At 36.9% G+C, this 25,544-nt stretch carries 21 protein-coding genes, 1 rRNA gene and 1 other annotated feature (1 of these 23 cut by a window edge); of the genes, 7 read left to right on the top strand and 15 right to left on the bottom strand.

Annotated features, from left to right (window positions below; all coding sequences use genetic code 11):
- Positions 1-1,284 (bottom strand): 16S ribosomal RNA (locus tag E4Z98_RS00200); it reaches 276 nt to the left of the window's first position.
- Positions 1,285-1,919: 635 nt separating this feature from the next.
- Between E4Z98_RS00200 and croR the strand changes: the two genes are divergently transcribed.
- The 4 genes from croR to serS all read left to right on the top strand — a co-directional run bounded on the left by croR (position 1,920) and on the right by serS (position 6,723).
- A complete protein-coding gene (gene croR / locus E4Z98_RS00195) occupies positions 1,920-2,609 on the top strand; it encodes a response regulator transcription factor CroR (RefSeq protein WP_135253979.1) in 690 nt (229 codons plus the stop codon).
- Positions 2,599-3,762, top strand: coding sequence for a sensor histidine kinase (locus tag E4Z98_RS00190; protein ID WP_135253980.1), 1,164 nt, complete (start codon positions 2,599-2,601; stop codon positions 3,760-3,762). The genes croR and E4Z98_RS00190 overlap by 11 nt, the downstream gene beginning before the upstream one ends.
- Positions 3,763-3,785: 23 nt before the next feature.
- Entirely contained in the window at positions 3,786-5,120 is a 1,335-nt protein-coding gene (locus E4Z98_RS00185) for a serine hydrolase (RefSeq protein ID WP_135253982.1), read from the top strand.
- 36 nt (positions 5,121-5,156) lie between these two features.
- Positions 5,157-5,381: a binding site (T-box leader), on the top strand.
- A gap of 58 nt (positions 5,382-5,439) precedes the next feature.
- Positions 5,440-6,723 carry a serine--tRNA ligase gene (gene serS / locus E4Z98_RS00180; RefSeq protein ID WP_135253984.1) on the top strand — a complete coding sequence of 428 codons (1,284 nt, stop codon included), beginning with the start codon at positions 5,440-5,442 and terminating at the stop codon, positions 6,721-6,723.
- Positions 6,724-6,843: 120 nt separating this feature from the next.
- On the opposite strand, the gene ald is transcribed toward serS, so the two are convergent.
- From ald to rsmG, 8 genes are all read right to left on the bottom strand, one after another.
- Positions 6,844-7,956, bottom strand: coding sequence for an alanine dehydrogenase (gene ald / locus E4Z98_RS00175; RefSeq protein WP_135253985.1), 1,113 nt, complete (start codon positions 7,954-7,956; stop codon positions 6,844-6,846).
- 194 nt (positions 7,957-8,150) lie between these two features.
- Positions 8,151-9,635 carry an IMP dehydrogenase gene (gene guaB, locus E4Z98_RS00170; protein ID WP_135253987.1) on the bottom strand — a complete coding sequence of 495 codons (1,485 nt, stop codon included), beginning with the start codon at positions 9,633-9,635 and terminating at the stop codon, positions 8,151-8,153.
- Between the two features lie 376 nt (positions 9,636-10,011).
- Positions 10,012-10,692, bottom strand: coding sequence for a DUF1129 domain-containing protein (locus E4Z98_RS00165; RefSeq protein WP_135253989.1), 681 nt, complete (start codon positions 10,690-10,692; stop codon positions 10,012-10,014).
- 30 nt (positions 10,693-10,722) lie between these two features.
- Positions 10,723-11,826, bottom strand: coding sequence for a redox-regulated ATPase YchF (gene ychF, locus E4Z98_RS00160; RefSeq protein ID WP_135253990.1), 1,104 nt, complete (start codon positions 11,824-11,826; stop codon positions 10,723-10,725).
- Positions 11,827-12,127: 301 nt separating this feature from the next.
- On the bottom strand, positions 12,128-12,313 hold the full coding sequence (locus E4Z98_RS00155; protein WP_135253992.1) for a DUF951 domain-containing protein: 186 nt from the start codon (positions 12,311-12,313) through the stop codon (positions 12,128-12,130).
- 16 nt (positions 12,314-12,329) lie between these two features.
- Positions 12,330-13,226 carry a ParB/RepB/Spo0J family partition protein gene (locus E4Z98_RS00150; RefSeq protein ID WP_135253994.1) on the bottom strand — a complete coding sequence of 299 codons (897 nt, stop codon included), beginning with the start codon at positions 13,224-13,226 and terminating at the stop codon, positions 12,330-12,332.
- Positions 13,210-13,980, bottom strand: coding sequence for a ParA family protein (locus tag E4Z98_RS00145; protein ID WP_135253996.1), 771 nt, complete (start codon positions 13,978-13,980; stop codon positions 13,210-13,212). The genes E4Z98_RS00150 and E4Z98_RS00145 overlap by 17 nt, the downstream gene beginning before the upstream one ends.
- 335 nt (positions 13,981-14,315) lie before the next feature.
- Positions 14,316-15,035, bottom strand: coding sequence for a 16S rRNA (guanine(527)-N(7))-methyltransferase RsmG (gene rsmG / locus E4Z98_RS00140; protein WP_135253997.1), 720 nt, complete (start codon positions 15,033-15,035; stop codon positions 14,316-14,318).
- 372 nt (positions 15,036-15,407) lie between these two features.
- Between rsmG and E4Z98_RS00135 the strand changes: the two genes are divergently transcribed.
- On the top strand, positions 15,408-16,073 hold the full coding sequence (locus tag E4Z98_RS00135; protein ID WP_135253999.1) for a DedA family protein: 666 nt from the start codon (positions 15,408-15,410) through the stop codon (positions 16,071-16,073).
- 448 nt (positions 16,074-16,521) lie between these two features.
- On the opposite strand, the gene mnmG is transcribed toward E4Z98_RS00135, so the two are convergent.
- From mnmG to rpmH, 6 genes are all read right to left on the bottom strand, one after another.
- Positions 16,522-18,417, bottom strand: coding sequence for a tRNA uridine-5-carboxymethylaminomethyl(34) synthesis enzyme MnmG (gene mnmG, locus E4Z98_RS00130; RefSeq protein WP_135254000.1), 1,896 nt, complete (start codon positions 18,415-18,417; stop codon positions 16,522-16,524).
- A 14-nt stretch (positions 18,418-18,431) separates the two neighbouring features.
- Entirely contained in the window at positions 18,432-19,826 is a 1,395-nt protein-coding gene (mnmE, locus tag E4Z98_RS00125) for a tRNA uridine-5-carboxymethylaminomethyl(34) synthesis GTPase MnmE (RefSeq protein ID WP_135254002.1), read from the bottom strand.
- A 185-nt stretch (positions 19,827-20,011) separates the two neighbouring features.
- Positions 20,012-20,770 (bottom strand): RNA-binding cell elongation regulator Jag/EloR, encoded by a 759-nt coding sequence (gene jag, locus E4Z98_RS00120; RefSeq protein ID WP_425353662.1) that lies wholly within the window; start codon positions 20,768-20,770, stop codon positions 20,012-20,014.
- A 28-nt stretch (positions 20,771-20,798) separates the two neighbouring features.
- Positions 20,799-21,587, bottom strand: a complete 789-nt coding sequence (locus tag E4Z98_RS00115; RefSeq protein WP_135254019.1) for a YidC/Oxa1 family membrane protein insertase — start codon at positions 21,585-21,587, stop codon at positions 20,799-20,801.
- A 41-nt stretch (positions 21,588-21,628) separates the two neighbouring features.
- Complete coding sequence (gene rnpA / locus E4Z98_RS00110; protein WP_135254006.1) at positions 21,629-21,988, bottom strand: ribonuclease P protein component; 360 nt, start codon at positions 21,986-21,988, stop codon at positions 21,629-21,631.
- Positions 21,989-22,111: 123 nt separating this feature from the next.
- Positions 22,112-22,246 carry a 50S ribosomal protein L34 gene (rpmH, locus tag E4Z98_RS00105; protein ID WP_126808899.1) on the bottom strand — a complete coding sequence of 45 codons (135 nt, stop codon included), beginning with the start codon at positions 22,244-22,246 and terminating at the stop codon, positions 22,112-22,114.
- A gap of 500 nt (positions 22,247-22,746) precedes the next feature.
- Between rpmH and dnaA the strand changes: the two genes are divergently transcribed.
- Positions 22,747-24,090 carry a chromosomal replication initiator protein DnaA gene (dnaA, locus tag E4Z98_RS00100; protein WP_135254008.1) on the top strand — a complete coding sequence of 448 codons (1,344 nt, stop codon included), beginning with the start codon at positions 22,747-22,749 and terminating at the stop codon, positions 24,088-24,090.
- 172 nt (positions 24,091-24,262) lie between these two features.
- Positions 24,263-25,393, top strand: coding sequence for a DNA polymerase III subunit beta (dnaN, locus tag E4Z98_RS00095; protein WP_135254010.1), 1,131 nt, complete (start codon positions 24,263-24,265; stop codon positions 25,391-25,393).
- Positions 25,394-25,544 lie beyond the last annotated feature (151 nt).

Here is a 25,544-nt window from a genome sequence, read left to right as displayed (position 1 = left end):
CGGTCTCGCGACTCGTTGTACTGTCCATTGTAGCACGTGTGTAGCCCAGGTCATAAGGGGCATGATGATTTGACGTCATCCCCACCTTCCTCCGGTTTGTCACCGGCAGTCTTGCTAGAGTGCCCAACTTAATGATGGCAACTAACAATAAGGGTTGCGCTCGTTGCGGGACTTAACCCAACATCTCACGACACGAGCTGACGACAACCATGCACCACCTGTCACTTTGTCCCCGAAGGGAAAGTTCTATCTCTAGAATGGTCAAAGGATGTCAAGACCTGGTAAGGTTCTTCGCGTTGCTTCGAATTAAACCACATGCTCCACCGCTTGTGCGGGCCCCCGTCAATTCCTTTGAGTTTCAGTCTTGCGACCGTACTCCCCAGGCGGAGTGCTTAATGCGTTAGCTGCAGCACTGAAGGGCGGAAACCCTCCAACACTTAGCACTCATCGTTTACGGCGTGGACTACCAGGGTATCTAATCCTGTTTGCTCCCCACGCTTTCGAGCCTCAGCGTCAGTTACAGACCAGAGAGTCGCCTTCGCCACTGGTGTTCCTCCATATATCTACGCATTTCACCGCTACACATGGAATTCCACTCTCCTCTTCTGCACTCAAGTTCCCCAGTTTCCAATGACCTTCCTCGGTTGAGCCGAGGGCTTTCACATCAGACTTAAAGAACCGCCTGCGCTCGCTTTACGCCCAATAAATCCGGACAACGCTTGCCACCTACGTATTACCGCGGCTGCTGGCACGTAGTTAGCCGTGGCTTTCTGGTTAGATACCGTCAAGGCGTGAACAGTTACTCTCACGCTTGTTCTTCTCTAACAACAGAGTTTTACGATCCGAAAACCTTCTTCACTCACGCGGCGTTGCTCGGTCAGACTTTCGTCCATTGCCGAAGATTCCCTACTGCTGCCTCCCGTAGGAGTCTGGGCCGTGTCTCAGTCCCAGTGTGGCCGATCACCCTCTCAGGTCGGCTATGCATCACGGTCTTGGTGAGCCATTACCTCACCAACTAACTAATGCAGCGCGGGTCTATCCATCAGCGACACCCGAAAGCGTCTTTCATCATTCGATCATGCGATCAAAAGAGATATGCGGTATTAGCACCTGTTTCCAAGTGTTATCCCCCACTGATGGGCAAGTTACCCACGTGTTACTCACCCGTCCGCCACTCTTTTTCTTTCGGTGGAGCAAGCTCCGGTGAAAGAAAAAGCGTTCGACTTGCATGTATTAGGCACGCCGCCAGCGTTCGTCCTGAGCCAGGATCAAACTCTCAATAAAAGTTTTGATAACATCCGAAGATGTCGCTCATTTATGTTTGCTAGCGAATTACTTCACTAAAATTTAAAAATTGTTGGTTTTGTTTTACACTTTGTAAAACACCCTACACATTTGGTTTGTCTTATTCATTGTTCAGTTTTCAAAGGTCTACATAAAAGTTTTTTAACTTGTCGTTGTCTTTTGCGACAACTTCATAAGTTTATCATGGCTAGTTGACTTTGTCAACAACTTTTTTAAAACTTTTTTGTCTTTGTTTTTCAAGACTGTTAATAATTTATCATGCATTTCATTGTTTGTCAACGATTTGTTATGATTTTTTTAACTTTCTTTCAAACAGTTGTCTTTCTTGACAACTTCATAAGTTTATCACCGTTAGTTGACTTTGTCAACAACTTTTCAAAAATTTTTATTTTGTTTATTGCACTTGATTTCTCAAGCGAACTTTTAAAGTATACGCCTTATTGATTGATATTGTCAACTAATTATTGAAATTAATTTAATTGATAAATAACTAATCTGACATTATATAGTAAGAAGTTTTAAAACTTTTGATAAGGATATCTTTAAAAGCCGATATTATATCTATAATTTGCTACAATAATACTAACTATAAAACACTTAAAGGAGCATTTAGTATGAAAATATTAGTTGTCGATGATGATAAAGAAATTGTTGAATTATTAAGTATCTATATAAAGAACGAAGGTTACGATGTTATAAAAGCTTATGATGGTAAAGAAGCCATGACAAAAGTAATTACAACACCCGATATTGATTTAATGATATTGGATATTATGATGCCAAAAATGGACGGTATGTCTGTTGTTAAAGAACTAAGAAAAGAATCACAAATCCCGATTATTATGTTAACCGCTAAGACAACGGATATGGATAAAATCCAAGGCTTAGTGGCTGGTGCTGATGACTATGTCACAAAACCATTTAATCCCCTAGAAGTAATGGCACGTGTAAAGTCACTATTAAGACGTTCTTCCTTACAAATAGAAAATGATTTACCCGATACACTTGAAGTTGGTCCTCTAAGAATTAACAAAGACTCTCATGAAGTGACTACTGATACTAATGTTCCTATCCAGTTAACAGCTCTTGAGTTTGGCATTCTACATTTATTAGCTAGTCATCCCAACAGAGTCTTTAGTGCAGAAGAAATTTTCGAACGTGTTTGGCAACAAGAAAGTCTAGTATCCGCAAAAACCGTGATGGTTCACGTCAGTCACTTACGAGAAAAAATCGAACAAGCAACCAATGGTGAAAAAGTAATCGAGACCGTTTGGGGAGTTGGCTATAAAATAAATGGAAACTAATATAGAACAAACCAATAAAATCAACTTAACGTCTAAGGAAAAAAGCGAGCTCTTAGGAGAAGCCATATTAACAGTTATTCTACTGATTTTACTAAATATTGCCATTCTTGCTCTAGCAAAAATTATTATTGATGGCAACTCAAACCTCAAAGCCGTTGTTTTAGAATTAAAAGATGCCATTTTTAATAAAGGATTCAATATTAAGACTTACACATTAGAAAAAGTGGCGATTTTCTTACTAGCCATTATGGATATTATCGTTTTAGCTTGGCGGTTGATTCGTCGTTATCATCAAATGCAATTACGACACATCATTAAAGAGCTACATTTTATTGCAGAAGGAAACTATGATCATCGGATCCCTTTTAAATTAAACGGTGATTTAGGACGTATTATTAATAACGTCAACCAATTAGTTAATAACACCGTGACAGCTATGGAAGAAGAACGTCGTATTGAGCAATCAAAAGATGAGTTAATCACCAATATTAGTCATGATATCCGTACACCTCTAACCTCGATTATCGGCTACTTAGGTCTTATTGAAGAAGGTCGATACAAATCTAACGAAGAATTGTTGCACTATACACATACGGCTTTTAAAAAATCAAAGCAAATGAAAAATCTAGTTGATGACTTATTTGAGTACACCAAAGTCAGACAAACGAATACCAAACTAAATTTAATTCAATTTGATTTGTATCAATTGCTAGAACAATTGGCCGTCGATTTTGAACTTGAAGCTGCTAACAAAAACATGACGCTTGATGTTATTTGTCACCCGATTCCCTTTATGATGAAAGGAGATACAGAAAAGCTCGTACGTGTATTTGATAATTTGATTACGAATGCCTTGAAATATGGATCTGATGGTAACGCGATTATTTTAAGTGCCGAAAAAACAGAAGAACACGCGCTGATTACCATTAAAAATAATGGTGAAAATATCCCTGAAGACGCTATTGAAAGTATCTTCGAGCGATTTTACCGTGTAGATCCTTCACGTTCACAAGAAACAGGTGGGACAGGACTAGGGTTGGCAATCGCTCACAGTATCATTTCTTTACACCATGGTGAAATTAGCGTAAAATCAGAAAATGGTTGGACTTCTTTTGTTATCAGATTACCATTAACACAAGAAGCATTCGCCTAAAAATTATTTTGAGGAGTTTTAATATGCGACGAACACTATTATCGTCTATCTGTGTTTTTCTTTTATCAGGTAGTTTATTCATGCCTTTTTCTAACCTTGTCAATGCACAAGAAACAACTTACGGCACTGAGTTAGACTTAGGAGCGAAAGCCGCCATTGCCTTTGATCCTACTGATGGAAAAATCTTTTATGAAAAAAATTCAAATGAACCTTTACAAATTGCTTCTACTACTAAAATGCTAACCATGTATCTTATTTTACAAGCAATCAAAGATGGTACGATTCACTGGGATGATGAAATAACAATCTCGGAACACTTAGAAACGTTAAGTCACGACATGAACTTGTCGAATGTTTACTTATACCAACACGAACACTATACAGTAAAAGACTTATTTATCGCAACTGAAAAAGTCTCTGCTAATGCAGCCGTTATCGCTTTATCAGAAAAAATTGCCGGTAGTGAAAAAGAATTTGTTGATTTAATGCGTGCCCAACTAAAAAAATGGCACATTGATAATGCGTATATCATTTCTACTTCAGGATTAAATAACGAAGATACCTTAGGACGTAAATATCCTGGCAGTAAGGACGATGAAGAAAATTTAATGTCCGCACATGATTTAGCAATTGTTACCTATCATTTATTAAATGATTTTCCAGAAATTATTGACTTCACACGTGAAGCTTCTGCGACATTCGGCCAAGGGACACTTTCACAAACAGACCTAATAAGTACTAATGAGATGTTACCTGGACAACGTTTTTATAAAGAAAATGTTATTGGCCTAAAAACAGGAACAACCCAGCTTGCAGGTACGTGTTTTGTTGGCTTAATCGAACAAGATGGCCGACAAGTTGTCACGATTGTCTTACACAGTGAAGATATGGATGCTAAAGATAACGGTCAACGTTTTATTGATACCAGCAACTTAATGGACGATGCCTTAGAAAACTGGCAAGTAACGACTAGCCTATCTTCTGACTCATTAAGCACTAAAGAAAAGAACTACCCTGTTCATGCAGGTAAAAAAGATACCGTGGCACTTAGCCTAGACAAAGAACTAACTAACTGGCAATTAGATGAGCAAGCGATGGTGGATCAATTAAACGTGACTCTCGATGAGGATTTGCTAACGAAAGAAGGCGAACTAAAAGCACCTATCAAAAAAGGCCAAAAAGTCGGAAAAATCTCTGTCAGCTTTAACAAGACAAGTAGCCATTACCTATTTAAAGATGAAAAAACTAAAGAGCTTCCTCTTTATGCTACAGAAACCATCGAAAAATCACCTTGGTATGTCCTAATAGGTGAATGGTTTTCGGAAAGGTTTCATTCATTAAAAGCTAGCTTCGTTTGACAACTAAAACAAGGTTCGGTTATACTTTAGATATTAAGATATTTTTCTAGTGAGAATAGTATTAATTTCTGCCTTTTTAGAGAGCTAGCGGTTGGTGTAAGCTAGTAGGACAGTCATTAAGAATCCGCCTCACGTTGCAGAAAATGAAGACATAATTCATTTCGGTTTATCACCGTTATCAAATAACAAGTGCAGCAGATTACTGCTGAATTTGGGTGGCACCGCGATTAATGATTAATTTCAAACCAATTCGTCCCAAGAGTCTAGGCTCTTTGGCATGGATTGGTTTTTTTATTACACAAAATTAGGAGGAAAACACATGTTAGATATCAAAATGATTCGTAACAACTTTGAAGAAGTAAAAGCACGTCTTGCAACAAGAGGTGTGGATGGTTCACAATTAGACACATTATTAGCGTTAGACCAAGAACGTCGTCAATTAATTGTCACAACCGAAGAAAAGAAAAAATTACGTAACAAGGTTTCTGAAGAAATTGCTCAATTAAAACGTAATAAAGAAGATGCTCAAGATAAAATTGCTGAAATGCAAAAAGTCGGTGCTGAAATCAAAGCTATCGACGAACAATTAAACGAGGTTGATCAAAAAATCTTTGACATTTCAACAATGATTCCTAACTTACCAGATGAAAGTGTGCCTGTTGGAGAAGATGAAGAAGCAAACGTTGAAGTCCGTCGTTGGGGACAACCAAAAGACTTTTCTTTTGAGCCACAAGCGCATTGGGATTTAGGCGAGAACTTAGATATTTTAGATTTCGAACGTGGCGCAAAAGTTGCAGGTAGTCGCTTCCTTTACTACAAAGGCATTGGTGCTCGTTTAGAACGTGCTTTAATTAGCTTCATGTTAGACATGCATACAACTGAGCATGGCTATCAAGAAATGTTAACACCCATCCTAGTGAATGATGATTCTATGTTTGGTACAGGACAGTTCCCTAAATTTAAGGAAGATGTATTCCAAATCGAAGGTGGCGGCTTAACATTAATTCCAACGGCTGAAGTACCTTTAACTAACTTCTACCGTAATGAAATTCTAGAAGGTGACACATTACCACAAAACTTCACCGCCTTTAGCCCATGCTTCCGTTCAGAAGCTGGTAGTGCAGGTCGTGACACACGAGGGTTAATCCGTTTACACCAATTCCACAAAGTTGAGATGGTAAAATTCGCTGATGCTGAAACATCATTTGATGAATTAGAAAAAATGACACAAAATGCCGAGGCTATTTTACAACGTTTAGGCCTACCTTACCGTGTATTAGCGTTATCTACAGGCGATATGGGCTTCTCAGCTGCGAAAACATACGACTTAGAAGTTTGGGTTCCTAGCCAACATACTTACCGTGAAATCAGTTCTTGCTCAAACTGTACTGACTTCCAAGCGAGACGTGCACAAATCCGTTACCGCGATGCTGAAGGTAAATTACAATATGTTCATACATTAAACGGATCTGGTTTAGCTGTTGGCCGTACAGTCGTCGGTATTTTGGAAAATTACCAAAACGAAGATGGCAGTATCACTATTCCTGAAGCTTTAGTTCCTTACATGGGTGGCTTAACAAAAATTGAAGCACCTTCAAAATAAACATGAGACTGATCCAAAAACAGCTTCTTCGGAATTAAGCCAAAAAGCTGTTTTTGGATCACCATTTATTCAGAATAAAGGAGCTGTGACAAAAATTTGTCACAGCTCCTATTTTTATCTTTAAATTAATTCATCAAGTGGTGTATATGCTCGTTCTTGGTCTTTGGCAACTCCTGCATCTGTTAATTGGAATGCTAAAGCGCTGACACCTTTTGATAAAGCGATATTTTCTTTAAGCGCTTTCATTACACCTTTATTAGCAATCTCTACTGCATAAGGCATGGTGCTATTTGTTAAGGCGAACGTTGAAGTACGTGGCACTGCACCAGGCATATTCGCTACTGAATAATGAATCACGTCATGTTTGATAAACGTTGGGTTTTCATGTGTTGTCACATGGTCTGTTGTTTCGAAAATACCACCTTGATCAATTGCGATATCAACAATAACAGAACCTGGCTTCATACGTTTCACTAACTCTTCATCCACTAATTTTGGTGCTTTTCTTCCTGGAATCAATACAGCACCAATTACTAAATCAGACTCTAGCACTGACTGTTCAATGGTAAATGGGTTAGACATTAATGTTTGAATACTATTACCAAACAGATCATCCAATTCGGCTAAACGTGATGGATTAACATCTAATATCGTCACTTGTGCCCCTAGTCCTATCGCCATTTTAGCTGCGTTAACACCTGAAACACCACCACCGATAATGGTTACTTTACCACGTTCTACACCTGGAACTCCTGCTAATAGAACTCCTGCTCCACCGTAAAATTTTTGTAAAAACTGTGCGCCGATTTGAACAGACATACGTCCTGCAATTTCAGACATTGGTGTTAATAAAGGTAAGCTACCATTATCTAACTGAACTGTTTCATAGGCAATTGCCGTTACACCTGCGTTGACTAATGCATCTGTTAATTCTTTGACTGGTGCAAGATGTAAATAAGTAAATAAAATAAGATTTTCTCTAAAGTATTGGTATTCTTCTTTTAGTGGTTCTTTAACTTTCATAACCATATCCGCAGACCATACATCACTAACATTTTCCGTAATTTTTGCACCGACTGACAGATACTCTTCATTTGTAAACCCTGATTGAATCCCTGCATTGTGTTCAACGATTACTTCATGACCTTGTTTCACAAACGTCATAACTCCTGCTGGCGTAATCGCTACGCGTCCTTCTTGATCTTTAATTTCTTTAGGTACACCTATTTTCATAACGAATTCCCTTCTTTCTCAAAAAATTAACATTCATTACTACACTTTAGTTATACTACCCTAGAAGAAATGATACAATACTTTCTTTGATTTCCTAATTTTTATTTAATGGAGATTAGCGAACGTTCATTATTTAAAAAAAAAATACCAAACCTAGTTTGACCTAGTTTTGGTATCTTTTCCTATAATATCAACTATCCTTCTACTGAATAGTTAGGTGCTTCTTTTGTAATTTGAACATCATGTGGATGAGATTCTCTTAATCCAGCTCCACTCATGATAACAAATTGTGCATTTTCATGTAGAGCATCGATAGTTGGTGCGCCCACATAACCCATACCTGATTTTAATCCACCGATCATTTGGAAGACGATATCTGATACAGCCCCTTTATAAGCGACACGTCCTTCAATACCTTCTGGCACTAATTTGTTGGCTTCATTCACACTACCTTGGAAGTAACGGTCACTTGAACCTTTTTCCATCGCACCTAATGAGCCCATACCACGATATGTTTTGAAACGACGACCTTGATAAATTTCGAATTCACCTGGTGATTCGTCTGTACCTGCCAACATACTTCCTAGCATTACCGCATTACCACCAGCTGCTAATGCTTTCACGATATCACCTGAGTATTTAATTCCACCATCAGCAATAATTGTCTTACCATATTTACGTGCCATTGATGCCGCATCATAAATCGCTGTTAATTGAGGAACCCCAACACCAGCTACAACACGTGTTGTACAAATTGAACCAGGTCCAATCCCTACTTTTACCACGTCAACACCCGCTTCATATAAAGCTTGTGTGCCTTCAGCTGTCGCTACATTCCCAGCAATTAATGTTGCTTCTGGAAATTTCGCACGAATTTCTGAAATTTTACGTAAAACACCTGCACTATGTCCGTGAGCTGTATCAATGACAATCGCATCTGCTCCTGCATCTAACAATGCCGCTGCACGTTCAAACGTATCACTTGTAACACCCACTGCTGCGGCTGCTAATAAACGACCATGTTCATCTTTAGCGGCTCTTGGGAATTCGATAACTTTTTCAATGTCTTTAATGGTAATTAAACCACTTAAACGATTTTCAGCATCTACTAACGGTAATTTTTCAATTTTATATTTTTGTAAGATTTTTTCAGCATCTTTTAGTGATGTCCCAACTGGTGCTGTTACTAATTCTTCTTTTGTCATTACTTCATGAATAGGCGCTTCATAATCTGAAATGAAACGTAAGTCACGATTAGTTAAAATCCCTACTAATGTACGACTTTCTAATGTCTCTACAATCGGTACTCCTGAAATACGGTAACGTGCCATTAAATCTTCAGCATCTTGTACTTTATGTTCTGGAGTTAAGAAGAAAGGATCAATAATAACGCCACTTTCAGAACGTTTTACTTTACGAACTTCATCAGCTTGTTGTTCAATGGTCATATTTTTGTGAATAACACCTAAACCACCTTGACGTGCCATTGCAATCGCCATACCACTATCTGTTACTGTATCCATACTTGCACTTAAAAATGGAATATTCAAACGGATATTCTTCGCTAGTTGTACACTCATATCAACATCATTTGGTAAAACATGACTTTCTGCTGGAACTAATAAAACATCATCAAATGTGTATCCTTTTTTTGCAAATTTTGATTCCCAATTAGACATTCTTTTCGCCACTTCCTCGAATTATTTTTATATAATAGCATAACAAAACATCATCATATCGTCAAATATTCTTTTCTATTCTCATCTTGATTTAATGAATAATAGTTATCCTTTTTTCAGTTGCTGATTATAACATGTGATTCTTTCCTCCTATAATACACCTACTATCCACAGAAAATGTAATCATATGCTTTATCTTTTTTTATAAGACTAACACGGCTCTTGTTGATGATAATATATTGCTTCAAATTACCACTATGTTAACCATCAAATCATGAAACCGTATTTTTTAACTATTATTTCAACGCATATTCAAATGTTTCACGTGAAACATTTGAATATGCGAAAAAGAGCTTACAAATTGTAAGCTCTTTTGCTATCTTGAAAACATATTGGTCATGATATTATTTTTTTTACGTAAGTAACGTCGAAGTAAGTAAGCACCTACTGATAAAATTAACGTAATAACTGGTTGTAAAACGACGTTAATACTTCCTGGAATTAGCATTGAACCGATGAAGAACACTGACCAACCTAGCATAGCTAACATTGAAATAGCAAAGGTTTTCCCTGCTCCTGGTTTTTGCGAACGATCTGCACCTGGTCTGTCATATTGATATACTTTGTTGTATAAGTAGTAAAACGCCACACCACCTGAAATTGAACCAATAATTAAAGTTAAAATCCCTTGTGGCTGTCCATTTAAGAACATTGGCATAACAACTGACATCACACCTAATAAGGCAAATAATAGCAAGCTATTGTCGATAACCATTTCCTTCATGCCTACTTCTTTTACTTCTACTGGCTCGTTAGCAATCAACTCTAGGCGTTCTGTTACAGTTCCAAACAACTGACGTGCTGTTTGTCCTGTTTTTTGTGTTTCCACTAATTGTGGCAACATATCAGCTAATGCTGTAATTTGCTTTTCATCTGATACATTGGCACCATTCATTGCTTTTCTTAAATCAAAGATATATTGTTGATTTTTTTTCGTTAATTTTTCTTCTAGTTCTAGATTTTTTTCGATTAATGCTCTTAATTCTTGTGCTTCCAAACCTTCTACCTCCAGAATCTCACTATTTTATTAAACATTAAAACGGAATAACATGATGTCGCCATCGTTTACAACGTATTCCTTACCTTCTAAACGAACGCGTCCAGCTTCTTTGGCTGCGTGCATATTACCGTATTGTTTTAAATCTTCAAACGAAACTGTTTCAGCACGAATAAAACCTTTTTCAAAATCGGTATGAATAACGCCAGCACATTGTGGAGCTTTCATTCCTTGCTTAAATGTCCATGCACGCACTTCTTTTTCACCAGCAGTGAAGTAAGTCGCTAGGCCTAACAAGTCATAAGCTTCACGAATTAATTGATCTAATCCTGATTCTTCAATTCCTAATGCTTCTAAAAATTCTTGACGATCTTCTTCGTCTTCTAATTCAGCGATTTCTTCTTCTGCACGTGCACAAACTGTGATAACTTTAGCCCCTTCAGTCGCAGCAAAGTCACGGACCATTTGAACTAATTCATTGCTATCTGGATCTGCAACGTCTTCTTCTGCTACGTTAGCAACATAAAGCATTGGTTTAGATGTTAATAAGAATAAGCCTTTTACAATCGGTAATTCTTCATCATAAAATTCGATACTACGAACGGGTAACCCTTCTTCTAGAACTGGCTTAATTTTATCCAAAACAGCTAGCTCAGCTACTGCGTCTTTATCTTTTGTTTTGGCAATTTTAGCCACACGTGCATGACGTTTAGTCACTGATTCTAAGTCAGCTAATACTAATTCTAAATTGATTGTTTCAATATCGGCTAAAGGATTCACTTTACCTTCAACGTGGGTAATATTTTCATCTTCAAAACAACGTACCACTTGACAAATCGCGTCTACTTGGCGAATATGGCTTAAAAATTGGTTCCCTAATCCTTCACCTTTACTTGCTCCACGTACGATTCCGGCGATATCCGTGAATTCAAACGTTGTTGGCACTGTTTTTTTAGGATTAACTAATTTTGTTAATTCATCTAAACGATAGTCTGGTACTTCTACCATTCCGACGTTTGGGTCAATAGTCGCAAATGGATAGTTTGCTGCTTCTACTCCTGCTTTGGTAATAGCATTGAATAAAGTTGATTTCCCAACGTTAGGTAAACCAACGATTCCTGCTGTTAATGACATAATAATTTCCTCTTTCTTTGGTTAATAGTCACAAGACAATGGGGTGTGACTTGAATCATCACGCCCCATCGGCTTTATTGTTTTAGTTGTGTTCTGTATTGATAAGATGACCTTTTTTGCTGGATTTCGATAGCAACTTTCTAGGTAATAGGTTGTGAATCGAAAGTCAGTCGCCATCTCAATCACCTTTTTATCTGCGGAATTTCGTGGGCTACTTCTTCGGAATTATGAAGAAGTTCTCAAAAGTATTTTCCAATACTTTTGTCACTTCTTGCATATTTCTTGAAGTAAAACACCCATCTCAATCACCTTTTTTTACCAATACGCGTTTGATTTTTTTGTCGAATTCTTTGCGAGGCATCATCACGATATGACGACAGTTCTCACAGCGCATTTTGATGTCCATTCCCATGCGAATTATTTCCCATCGGTTAGTTTGGCAAGCGTGTGGTTTTTTCATCTCCACGATATCGCCTAAGTCATACATATCTTAACCTCCCATTTTAATCATCAAATGAGATATCTAGAATATCTAAAATTCTAGTTAAGTCATCTTTTGATAAGTATTCTATTTCTATTTTTCCTTTACCTGCTTTTTCTTGAAGGCGGACAGCTGTTCCAAATTTATCCATTAAGCGATCTTCACTTGCAGTTAAATAAAATGGGCGTGTTTCCTTTTTAACAGGCTTAGATGGCAATTCTGAGCCTTCTTCGTTCATTTGTGCCACTAACTTTTCTAATTGACGAACTGTTAATTGTTCTTTGACTGCTTTTTTAGCGACAGGTACGATTTGTTGTTCATCTTTTAATGCCAATAATGTACGGGCGATGCCCATTGAGATTTCTTCTGAATGTAACAGCTCTTTCACAAGCGCAGGTAATGTTAGTAGGCGTAAGTAGTTCGTAATGTACGGGCGACTTTTTCCTAATTTTTCAGCGATTTCATTTTGGGTTAATCCCAAATTTTTCATTAGCATCTCGTAAGCTTCTGCTTCTTCTAATGGGCTTAAATCTTCACGTTGTAAGTTTTCTAAAACAGCAACCTGCATCATAGCTGCTTCGTCAAATTCACGAATAATGGCGGGAATTGTTTCTTTGCCAGCTAACAGTGAGGCACGATAGCGACGCTCACCTGCAATAATTTCATAGCCTTTAACATCTGATGCTCTAATAATAATCGGTTGAAAAACACCTGATTGTTCAATCGAACGGGCCAATTCTTTTAATGCTTCCTCATCAAATATTTTACGTGGTTGATAAGGATTTGGTCTTAATTCTGATAAAGGAATCTCAACGATTTCTTCACGTTTAACATCGACTTTTTCAATACTTGAAAAATCTTGGAATAACGCGTCAATACCGCGTCCTAATCCCTTGCTATTTTTATTTGCCTTCGTCATTTCCTAACACTTCCTTTGCTAATGCTAGATATACATCAGCGCCTCGTGAGCGCATATCATAATCAATAATTGATAACCCATGACTTGGTGCTTCTGATAAGCGAACATTTCTTGGGATGATCGTGTCATATACACGTTCTCTGAAATATTTACGGACTTCTTCAACCACTTCTGATCCTAAATTAGTACGTGCATCATACATGGTTAAGAGTACTCCTTCAATTTTCAATTCAGGGTTGAAATGTTTTTGGACCAAACGAATCGTGTTAAGCAATTGGCTTAATCCTTCTAGTGCATAGTACTCACATTGAACAGGAATTAAAATTGAATCACTTGCAGTAAATGAATTAATGGTTAAATGTCCTAATGATGGTGGACAATCAATTAAAATATAATCATACTCGTCTTGAATATCTCTTAATGCGCTTTTTAAGCGTGTTTCTCTAGCCATCATTGGGGTTAATTCAATCTCTGCTCCGGCTAATTGAATCGTTGCAGGCACGATATCAAGGTTTTCTCTTGATGTTTGATGAATCACATTTTTAATTGGCTCTTCATTAACCAGCACATCATAAATATCCTTACCAACGTCTGATTTTTTTATACCAATACCGCTTGTTGCATTTCCCTGCGCATCTATATCAATTAATAGCACCTTTTTGCCATAATAAGACAAACTTGCTCCTAAATTAACGGTTGTTGTTGTTTTCCCAACGCCACCTTTTTGATTGGCTACCGAGATAATCCGTGCCATATAACTTCCTCCGATTCCTCTTACTTATTTTTAGACCTATTTTACCCAACTTTAACATTCCTATTATATCATAACACTGCGAGGATTTCTTCCATCACTTTTGTTATGTATATAGTAGAAAGGGCCTATTAAACAGATGGTTATGAACATTAGAGGTAGTTAATGGACTAAAGTTAGCTGTGTGACTGATCAAAAGCAGAACGCTCACTCAATCACTTTATTCAATCCGGATTTTGTGAGCTGCTTTTTCGGCAATTTCTCCGTACTCTCAAAAAATACTGCGAATTTTTCGACGTCCTACGATTGCTCAAAAGCAGAACGCTCACTCAATCACTTTATATAATCGGTTGTTTGTTTGGGGTGCCGGGTTTTCTTGGGAATTTTTTTGGTGTTTCTTTTTTCTTTTGAATAACAACTAAATTACGACGATCTTCGGTGCCAGGTAAGGCTAAATCGATTTCTTCGATAAATTTACCACCCATCATGGTGATTGCCTTTTTAGCTTCGGTAATTTCTTCTTCGCTTTTGGCTGCTTTTAATGCGACAAAATAGCCCTCTTTTTTAACTAATGGCAGACATAACTCACTTAAAATGTTTAAGCGTGCCACGGCACGCGCTGTAACTAAGTCAAAACTTTCACGGAAGTTTTTGTTTTGACCAAAAGTTTCGGCACGATCGTGGTATAAATGGACATTATCTAATTCCAAGGCCATTGCTAACTCTGATAAAAACTTGATACGCTTATTCAATGAATCAACTATCGTTACTTCTAAGTTTGGAAACGCGATTTTTAGTGGAATACTTGGAAATCCTGCACCGGCTCCAACATCACACATTGAAATATTTTCTTGGAAGACATCTTTTGCTTGTGACAGCATGATAGAGTCATAAAAATGTTTCAAATAAACTTCTTCTTGCTCAGTAATCGCGGTTAAATTAATTTTTTCATTCCACTCAACTAACATCTCGTGGTATAACGCATATTGCTGCATTTGTTTGTCGCTCAGCTCCACGCCAATCTTCGCTAATTGTGCTTTAAATTGTTCTGGTTTCATTCTTTTATCCTCTTTTCTATCATTCATTTCTTACTTTAACGTATCATCCAAGGGAGTTCAACTTTTCTAATGAATAAATCCTTATATACTACATCATAAAATAAAAAAGCCTAAACAATCACTTGTCTAGACTTCCTTATCGGTTTAACAATTTTTAAAAGGGAAAATGTTTGTTGAACAAACATCTTGGGGGGAATGAAAAAAACTATACTCATAATATATAGCGCCTATCTTAAAACAAGCTTAAAAACCAAAAATAAAAAATTTATTAAAATCATTCAGTATCCGATAACTAGTCAAACTTATAGGGTAGAATGAAAAAGTATTATTTGAAAGAATTAGACTTTAACACGAATGAAAGTAGGAAAACTGATGGATTTTATTTGGTTTATTATTGATTTTATTATTCACATTGACCAACACCTCTTACAGATTATTAATCAATTTGGTAGTTGGACGTATTTAATTTTATTTGCCATTATTTTTGTTGAAACAGGCTTAGTTATTTTCCCATTCTTACCCGGTGATTCCCTATTATTTGTAGCGAGCGCTTTAGCAGCCTTGGACCATTCAATTTTGACTATCGGATTACTTTTTGTCATCTTCTTAGCCGCCGCTGTCATTGGTGACACGGTCAACTATGAATTAGGGAAGAAAATTGGACTATCAGTCACCGAGCATCGCGTCTTCGGTAAATTTTTAGACAAAGAAAAAGTTGCTACAGCTGAGGTATTCTTTGATAAACATGGTGGAAAAACGATTATTATCGCACGTTTCATGCCTTTTATCAGAACCTTTGCGCCATTTATTGCCGGTGCAAGTAACATGCATTATGGGCAATTTATTCGCTACAACTTCTTTGGTGGCTTCTTATGGGTCAGCATTTGTTGTATCGCTGGGTACTTCTTTGGAAATATTCCCTTTATCAAAGAACACTTCTCACTTATTGTGTTAGCGGTGATTTTCATCTCGATTTTACCGATGATTATTGCGTTTATTCGTAGCAAGCTAACTAAAAACACAACAAAAGCTAGTTAATATTAAATAAAACGGGCGAGATCCTTATACAAGGTTCTCGCCCGTTTTGTTTGATTCTCTCTCATTTTATATTTCAATTGTTTGATATCGCTATCCAATGTTAAAACATCATATCATCTTTGATAAAAATAAAAAAAGGTGTTTTACGAAGATGAAACTTGTTAACCCTATCACTTATTAAAAAAATAGAGAGACTGCTATAGCACAGCCTTTCTATTTCTTTATTGACTATATTACTAGGGAGATAAACACTCTCTCAAAAATATTTGAAATATTTTCGTCGTATTTGAGATTTTTATCGGAGCTAAACGCACCCTCAATCACTTTTTCTAATCCGGATTTCGAGAGTAACTCTTGCCAAAATAAGTCGAATTGCTACGAAAATTTGAGAGACAATTTCCTTCGCAATTCGCCTTATTTTCCAGAGCTAAACACTCTCTCAATCACTTTAGTCTAATGTCTGGTATTTTCTTTGTTCTAGGTAGACCATCAAGATGCTGATATCTGCTGGGTTAACGCCGCTGATACGGCTAGCTTGGGCAATGGTTTCTGGTTGAATTTGAATTAACTTTTGACGTGCTTCGGTTGCTAAGCTGTCGATACTGTTGTAATCGATATTAGCTGGAATACGTTTGGCTTCTAGGCGTTTTAATTTATCCGCTTTATCCATGGCTTTTTTGATGTAGCCTTCGTATTTGATTTGAATTTCAATTTGTTCAATTACGCGACGATCTAATGGTTCTGGTGCTGGCTCAAAGAATGGCTGTAAGTCCATATACGTTAATTCTGGGCGTTTTAGAATATCTGCTACTAAAATACCATCCTTCAACTCAGCAGAGCCCTTAGAGGATAAGAACGCTTGTAATTCTGCTTGAGGTTTCAAACGAATGCCTCTAATGCGTTCAATTTCTTCTAACACTTGACGTTGCTTTGTTAAGAAACTTTCGTAACGTTCTTCTGGAAGTAAGCCAATCTCGTGACCTTTTTCTGACAAACGTAAATCGGCATTGTCGTGACGCAATAATAAACGATACTCAGCACGAGACGTTAATAAACGGTAAGGTTCATTCGTTCCTTTGGTGACTAAGTCATCAATCATTACCCCAATATAACCATCACTGCGTTTTAATACAAGAGGGTCTTTTCCTTGGTTTTTAAGGGCGGCATTAATCCCTGCCATTAACCCTTGACCAGCTGCTTCTTCGTAACCACTCGTCCCATTTGTTTGACCGGCTGTATATAAGTTCTCGATGATTTTTGTTTCCAGCGTTGGGCGTAATTGATGTGGCACGACTACATCGTATTCAATCGCGTAACCATTACGCATCATCTCAGCGTTTTCTAGACCTGGAATTGATTGAATCATTTTATGTTGGACATCTTCTGGTAACGATGTTGATAGTCCTTGCACATAAACTTCTTCCGTATCACGACCTTCTGGTTCTAAGAAAATTTGATGACGTGGTTTATCGCTAAAACGCACAATCTTATCTTCTATCGATGGACAATATCTTGCCCCAACCCCTTCAACAATTCCGGTAAACATTGGTGCACGATGTAAGTTTTCACGAATAACTTCATGCGTTTTTTCGTTAGAATAGGTTAACCAACAAGGTAATTGTTCCGTTAAATAATCCTCATCTGGTGTTTCAAAACTAAAGTGATTAGGTGCTTCATCTCCTGGTTGAATTTCCGTCACAGAATAATCGATAGACGATGATTTAACACGAGGAGGTGTCCCTGTTTTAAAGCGATCAATCGTTAATCCTAAGGCTTTTAGGTTTTCTGATAATTTTAATGACGGTTGTGAGTTGTTAGGGCCAGAAGAATACTTCAATTCCCCCACGATAATCTCACCACGTAACGCTGTTCCCGCTGTAATAATCACTGATTTACTCAAATATTTAGCACCTGTTGAGGTGATAACCCCTCTACACACACCGTCTTCAACGATTAACTCATCTACTAACCCTTGGCGTAACGTTAAGTTTTCCTGACGTTCAATCGTGTGTTTCATGCTTTCAGCGTAATCATTTTTATCCGCTTGCGCTCTAAGCGCACGCACGGCTGGTCCTTTACCGGTATTTAGCATACGCATTTGAATATAGGTCTTATCGATATTACGACCCATTTCACCACCTAAGGCATCAATTTCGCGCACGACCACACCTTTAGCAGGACCTCCTACTGACGGGTTACATGGCATAAATGCTACCATATCTAAATTAATCGTTAATAATAAGGTTTTTTGACCCATACGTGCGGCAGCCAAAGCAGCTTCTGATCCTGCATGACCAGCGCCGACTACGACAACATCATATTCACCTGCTACATAATATTCCATTTATTCGTTCCTCTCTATTTTCCTAAACAAAATTGGCTAAATAATTGGGTAATTAATTCATCTTGAACACTATCCCCAACGATTTCACCTAACATATCCCACGCGCGTGTCATATCAATTTGGACCAAATCAACTGGCATCTCCATCTCGATTCCCTTTACGACTTCATCAAGCGCTGCTTCAACTTGTTCTAATAAGCCGATATGACGAATATTTGAGACGTATGTTGCATCTTTTTCTTGGACATTTCCATCAAAGAAAATATCAGCAATTTTATCTTCTAATTCATCCACGCCTTGACTATCTAGGACCGAAATTTCCAATACTTCACCTTCTGGCACATGTTGGAACAGGTCTTGACGATCCAATTGACTTGCAAGATCCATTTTATTCAAAATAATAAGACGTGTTAAACCATCCGTTGCTTTAATCAACTCAATATCAGCTTGACTAAGTGGTTTACTTTGATCCAGTAGTAATAAAATAAAATCAGCTTCTTGTAAGGCTTTGCGACTACGCTCCACGCCGATTTTTTCTACAATATCATCCGTTTCACGAATACCCGCTGTATCGATTAATTTTAGTGGCACGCCGCGAACGTTGACAAATTCTTCAATCACATCACGTGTTGTTCCAGCAATTTCTGTTACAATCGCTTTATCTTCTTTTAGCAAGTAATTCAGTAGACTCGATTTCCCCACATTAGGTTGCCCTATAATAGCCGTCGCTAAGCCTTCACGCAAAATCTTGCCTTGTTGTGCGGTACGTAATAAATAACTCACACGCTCTTTGATTTCAAATGCTTTGTCTTTTAATAATTGTGACGTCATTTCTTCGACATCATCGTATTCTGGATAATCAATGTTAACTTCAACTTGTGCTAATGTTTCTAAAATTTCTTGACGTAATGAGCGAATTAATGACGATAAGTTACCATCTAATTGCGTCAAGGCTACATGCATGGCTTTATCTGTTTTGGCACGAATTAAATCCATCACCGCTTCGGCTTGAGACAAGTCCATACGACCATTTAAAAAGGCGCGCTTTGTAAATTCACCTGGTTCGGCAATTCGAGCACCTTCTCGTAATAATAATTGTAAGACTTGATTGGTCACAACCATACCGCCATGACAATTAATTTCAACAATATCTTCACGAGTAAATGTACGCGGTGCACGCATGACAGATACCATCACTTCGTCCAACACCTGCTCACGCTTAGCATCTTTAATATGACCATAATTAATGGTATGACTGGCAACTTCTTCTAAATTATGAGTAGAAACAAAGACACGGCTGGCAATTTTAACCGCCTCATCACCACTCAAACGAACAATACTGATTGCGCCTTCACCAGGTGGTGTTGAAATAGCCGCAATTGTATCAAATTCTTTGGTTACATTCATCAGATTGGCTCCTTTTTAGTTAATTTTTTTCATTAAAAAAAGTGCCCACTCCACCCCAAATAAACATTGGGGTGAATTAGCACTTTGACTGCTGATTCAATTGTCATTCGATTGATTTCGTTAAGATGATACCGTATTTTGTCTGAATAATCAAGGATTTAGACAAAAGCTTAACTAGTCATCCAAGACTAAAAAACGTTACGTTTAAGTTCTACCACCAAATAACGATGGGGTTCTTCACCTTCAGAATGCGTCTCCACATACGGATGTTGCGTTAAATAGCCATGAATAAGTTTACGTTCAAATGCTGGCATTGGTTCTAAGAAAACAGCTTGACCTGTTTCTTCCACCTTACGAGCAGTACGACGAGCTAATCTTTCCATCGCCTCTTGACGACGTTCACGGTAATCACCGACATTCACCACGACATTCAAACGGTCTTTAGAGACACGGTGAATAAATACTTGTGCTAAGTACTGAATAGCATTTAACACACGACCATGTTTTCCGATTAGCATCCCTGATTGTTTAGTATCTAAGTGCATCATCACCAACTCTTTTTGACGCTCCACTCTGACTAATGCAGGTGCACCTAACTCTGCCGTAATATTAGTTAAATATAAGGCTAATTCAGTAATTGTTTGTTGTTCATTTAGATTTTCTAACACCTTAAACGGTTCTTTTGAAACACTAACCTCTTCTTTTGTTTCTTCCACATGATTTGTTTCTTGAGTTGATGATGTAGTCGTTACATCCGAGATTGTTTCTTTTTCTGCTACTGCGGGTAAAATAGACACGATAGCTTCCTTTTTACCAATCCCTAAAAAACCTTTTTTGTCTTCCGATACAATTTGAATACGTGCTGTTTCTTTAGTTAAACCTAGTGTCGCTAAGCCTTTTTCAATTGCTTCATTGACAGTTGCTCCTCTAAATTCTGACACACTCATTACCTCCTTTAGACCTATTTTCATCTTATTATTTTTTACGTTTTTTCTTCGCTTTTTTAGCTTTTTCTAACGCACGCTCTTTTTCTTTAATCAAACGTGCAGCCTCTTCAGCTTCACGACGTTGTTTAAATGGATTATTAATAAATAATGTTTGAATCACTTGGAAACCGTTTGAGATTACCCAGTATAGTGATAAACCACTTGCTAAATTAATCCCCATGAATAAAATCATTAATGGCATGACATAATTCATTACTGTAATAGAAGGATTGGACTCCGTTTGCGACATACTCGCTAACTTACTGCTGGCAAATGTAAAAATCGCGGCAATAATCGGTAAAATCAATGTTTTATCCGGTGTACCTAGTTCAACCCATAAAAATTTTCCTTGTGTTAATTCTGGTACACGAGAAATAGCTTGCCAAACAGCCATCATAATCGGCATTTGAACTAACAACGGTAAACAACCAGCCATTGGATTAACTCCATGATCAGCGTACAAACGTTGTTGTTCTTCTTGCATTTTACGTTTTGATTCTGCGTCTTTTCCTGGATACTTTTCTTGCAACTCTTTTAATTTCGGTTGTAACTTCTGTGTTGCTTTCATTGAATCTGTTTGGAATTTCATTAGTGGTAATAAGATAATACGTACTAAAATCGTGAATAAAATAATCCCGACTCCTGTATGACCACCTAAGGACAGCGCTTTAATTACTCTGGCAAAATTATAAACAATATAATGATCCCAAATCCCTGTACTTCCCGCATCAATCTTATCTGTACCGCAGGCAGTTAGTACCATCACTAATCCTAACATGCTAATGAACAACAATAATTTCTTTTTATTTTTTTTCACCCTTACGCTCCTTTATTTTCCTTTTCTTCTATAACAACGCCTGCCAAATTTAACACATGACGAACATTTTTTTGAACTTCTTCATAGGATAAATTTTTAATCGCAGGGCGTGCAATTAATACAAACTCTAAATCATTTATAATTTGAGGCTTCATTTGTTTTAATGATAAACGTAATAAACGTTTCACTCTATTTCGTTCGACGGCGTTCCCCACTTTTTTACCAACCGATAAGCCCACTTTAAAATGTGGTTGTGATGTTTTTCTGATGTACACCACTAAATGACGATTCGCAAAAGACTGGCGTTCACTCATAATATCTCGAAAATCGGCCTCTTTTTTAATTCGATAGTCTTTTTTCATACAGATTTCCTTTCATCTGCACTGTATAGTCTTTTTATTTCTTTATAATGATAGCATAAAACAAGGTCTAAAGCCTTAAACTTCTATAAAAATAAAAAAAAACCACTGAATAGGTTCAGCGGCTTAAGCAGATAATACTTTTCTTCCTTTACGACGACGGCTTGCTAATACGCGACGACCATTTTTAGTACTCATACGTTTACGGAATCCATGTACTCTTTTATGTTTACGTTTGCTTGGTTGGTATGTTCTTTTCATTCTAAAAACACCTCCTTGATGTATTTATATCTATTCTCTATAAAATACCTAGACAGACCCCAATATTATACGAATAAAACAAGCAGTTGTCAAATTTTTAATTAAAAAGACGAAAATACCTCTAATATTATAATACATAAAGTTTTCCACAATGATTTTTTTATTATTTATTTCCTGTGGATATCTATTTGTTTTTATCTTTCAACCCCTCAGTTTAGCTCCCCTTTTTTCACAAAATACCACTTGTGTAAAACTTTATCCACAAGAAAAATAACCTTGTTGAAAAGAACCTTCACTCCTTGGTATATACGAGAAAAGTTTTCCACATATCATGTGTTTTTTTCTCTTTTATTTTCAATAGTCCACTAATTGAACTCTCTTGTGGATAACTTTATTCACTCCTTCTTAATTTCTTTTCCACACCTATTAAATGTAGTGGAAAACTTTTTATAATAGTGCTAGAATAAAAAAGACATTCTATAGAGTTAGGAGGAAATCGAATGCCAAATATTGATTATATTTGGAGAGAATTAGAAGAAAGTTACCGAAAAATCTTAACTGTTCCTAGTTTTAATGCTTGGATTGACCAAGCAACGCCGATTAGTTTGGTTAACAATCAATTAACAATCGAAGTTCCTTCCTCATTACATAAAGAATATTGGGAAAAAAACTTATCCACAAAAATAGTTGAAACAGGCTTTAAATTAACGGGTGAAGAGATCACTCCTGTTTTTGTCATCCAAAATAATGAACCTGTTATGGAAGAACGACCTAAAGAAGAAACAACTATTTTACCTGAACAAGCAATGAAAAACGGCAAAAAAGCGTATTTAAATCCTAAATACACGTTTGATACGTTTGTTATTGGAAAAGGTAATCAGATGGCACATGCTGCTGCACTTGTTGTAGCTGAAGATCCCGGTGCTACCTATAATCCTTTATTCTTTTATGGAGGCGTTGGGCTAGGAAAAACCCATTTAATGCACGCAATTGGACACCAAATGTTGATGAATAATCCTGAGGCAAAAGTAAAATACGTCAGCAGCGAAAGCTTTGCTAACGATTTTATTAATTCCATCAAAAACGGGACATCTGAACAATTTAGACAAGATTATCGTAATGTTGATCTATTATTAGTCGATGATATTCAATTTTTTGCTGAAAAAGAGGGAACACAAGAAGAATTTTTCCATACATTTAATTCTTTATACAATGAAGGACGTCAGATCGTTCTAACAAGTGATCGTTTACCAAATGAAATCCCTAAATTACAAGAGCGTTTAGTTTCACGCTTTGCTTGGGGGCTTTCCGTTGATATTACGCCACCAGATCTTGAAACAAGAATTGCGATTCTAAGGAAAAAAGCAGATGCTGAGCGTCTAGAAATTCCTGAAGATACCCTAAGCTATATCGCTGGTCAAATTGATTCAAATATTCGTGAACTAGAAGGGGCACTTGTACGTGTACAAGCCTTTGCTACTATGAATAGTGAAGATATTACGACGAGTTTAGCTGCCGATTCACTAAAAAGTTTGCGACCTATTTCGCCAAAAAATCAATTATCTATTTTAGCGATTCAAGAAAAAGTTTGCGAATATTACCATATCGATCTTAAAGATCTTAAAGGAAAACGACGTGTCAAATCAATCGTTTTACCTAGACAAATCGCTATGTATCTTTCACGAGAGCTAACAGATAATTCTTTACCTAAAATTGGAGCAGAATTTGGCGGAAAAGACCATACAACTGTGATTCACTCACATGAAAAAATTCAGCAACTGCTAGAAACCGATATCAGTTTGCAAAGAGAAGTCAAAGATATCAAAGATTTATTAACACATTAATCGTGTGGAAAACACGCGAAAAACCATTAACTTATGCACAGGTTATTCACAAGTGGAAAACTCTAGGTATCACAACTTCGAACTAACTTTTCCACAGAATTAACAGTGCCTACTACTACTATTATTTTTATTTATTATATATATTTATATTAAGAAAGGATTCATGAACATTATGAAATTTACAATGAATCGCGCAGTATTTATTAATGAATTAAGTGTTGTGCAACGTGCAATTCCTTCAAAATCAACGATTCCCATTTTAAGTGGTTTAAAAATGGTATTATCTGATGAAGGATTAGCTTTAACAGGAAGTAACGGAGATATTTCAATTGAAACCTTCTTAAGTTCTCAAAATGAAAAAGCTGAAATGACCATTGAATCAACAGGTTCTATTGTCTTACAAGCAAAATTCTTTGGAGAGATTGTCAGAAAATTACCTGATAATCACTTTAGCTTTGAAGTATTAGATAATTTACAAGTCAAAATCAATTCAGGAACTGCTGAATTTGTCGTAAATGGTTTAAGTTCTGATAATTACCCACATTTACCAATTATTGAAGAACAAAATCAATTAAAATTACCTGCTCGTGTCTTAAATAAAATCATTAACGAAACAGTTTTTTCTGTTTCATTACATGAAAGCCGTCCAATCTTAACAGGTGTCCACTTTACGTTAGATACAGGGGTCTTAACAGCTGTTGCAACAGATAGTCATCGTCTATCTCAACGTCAAATCATGATGCCAAGTACTACAGAAAGTTTTGATATCGTTGTACCAGGTAAGAGTTTAACCGAATTATCTAAGTCATTTGCTGATGAAGAAGAGATGGTTGAAATCAATATTATGGAAAATCAAGTATTATTCAGAACAGAAAATATGAATTTCTATTCTCGCTTACTTGAAGGTAAATATCCTGATACTAAACGTTTAATTCCAACATCATTTGAAACGGAAGTTGAATTTAACGTACCGTCATTAATGGCAGCAATTGATCGTGCGTCATTATTGTCACATGAAGGTCGTAATAATATCGTCAAATTATCCATTGAAGCCGATAAAGTAACCATTTATGGTAATTCTCCAGAAATTGGTAACGTTCAAGAAGACTTAACGTTTAACAAAATCAGTGGTCAACCGTTAGATATTTCGTTCAACCCGGATTATATGAAGGCGGCCCTTAAAGCGTTTGGTGCAATTGATATCAACATTCGCTTTATTTCACCAATTCGTCCGTTTACTTTAGAACCAACTGATTCAGAAATTTCATTTGTTCAACTGATTACACCAGTTCGTACCAGTTGATTGGTTTATTTTTAGAGTTCAACGTGCAAAATATGCGCGTTGAACTCTTTTTTTACGCTTAAAAAGCGATTTTAGGCTTTTTAATGGAAATAGATAAAAGACTTGATTTTTATATAAGTAGCCTTAAATCTAACAATATCGGATGAATATT

The organism is Vagococcus xieshaowenii (assembly GCF_004792515.1).
GTDB lineage: Bacteria > Bacillota > Bacilli > Lactobacillales > Vagococcaceae > Vagococcus_A > Vagococcus_A xieshaowenii.
The sequence above is the reverse complement of the archived record's forward strand: the minus strand, read 5'-3'. Positions and strand labels throughout refer to the sequence as shown.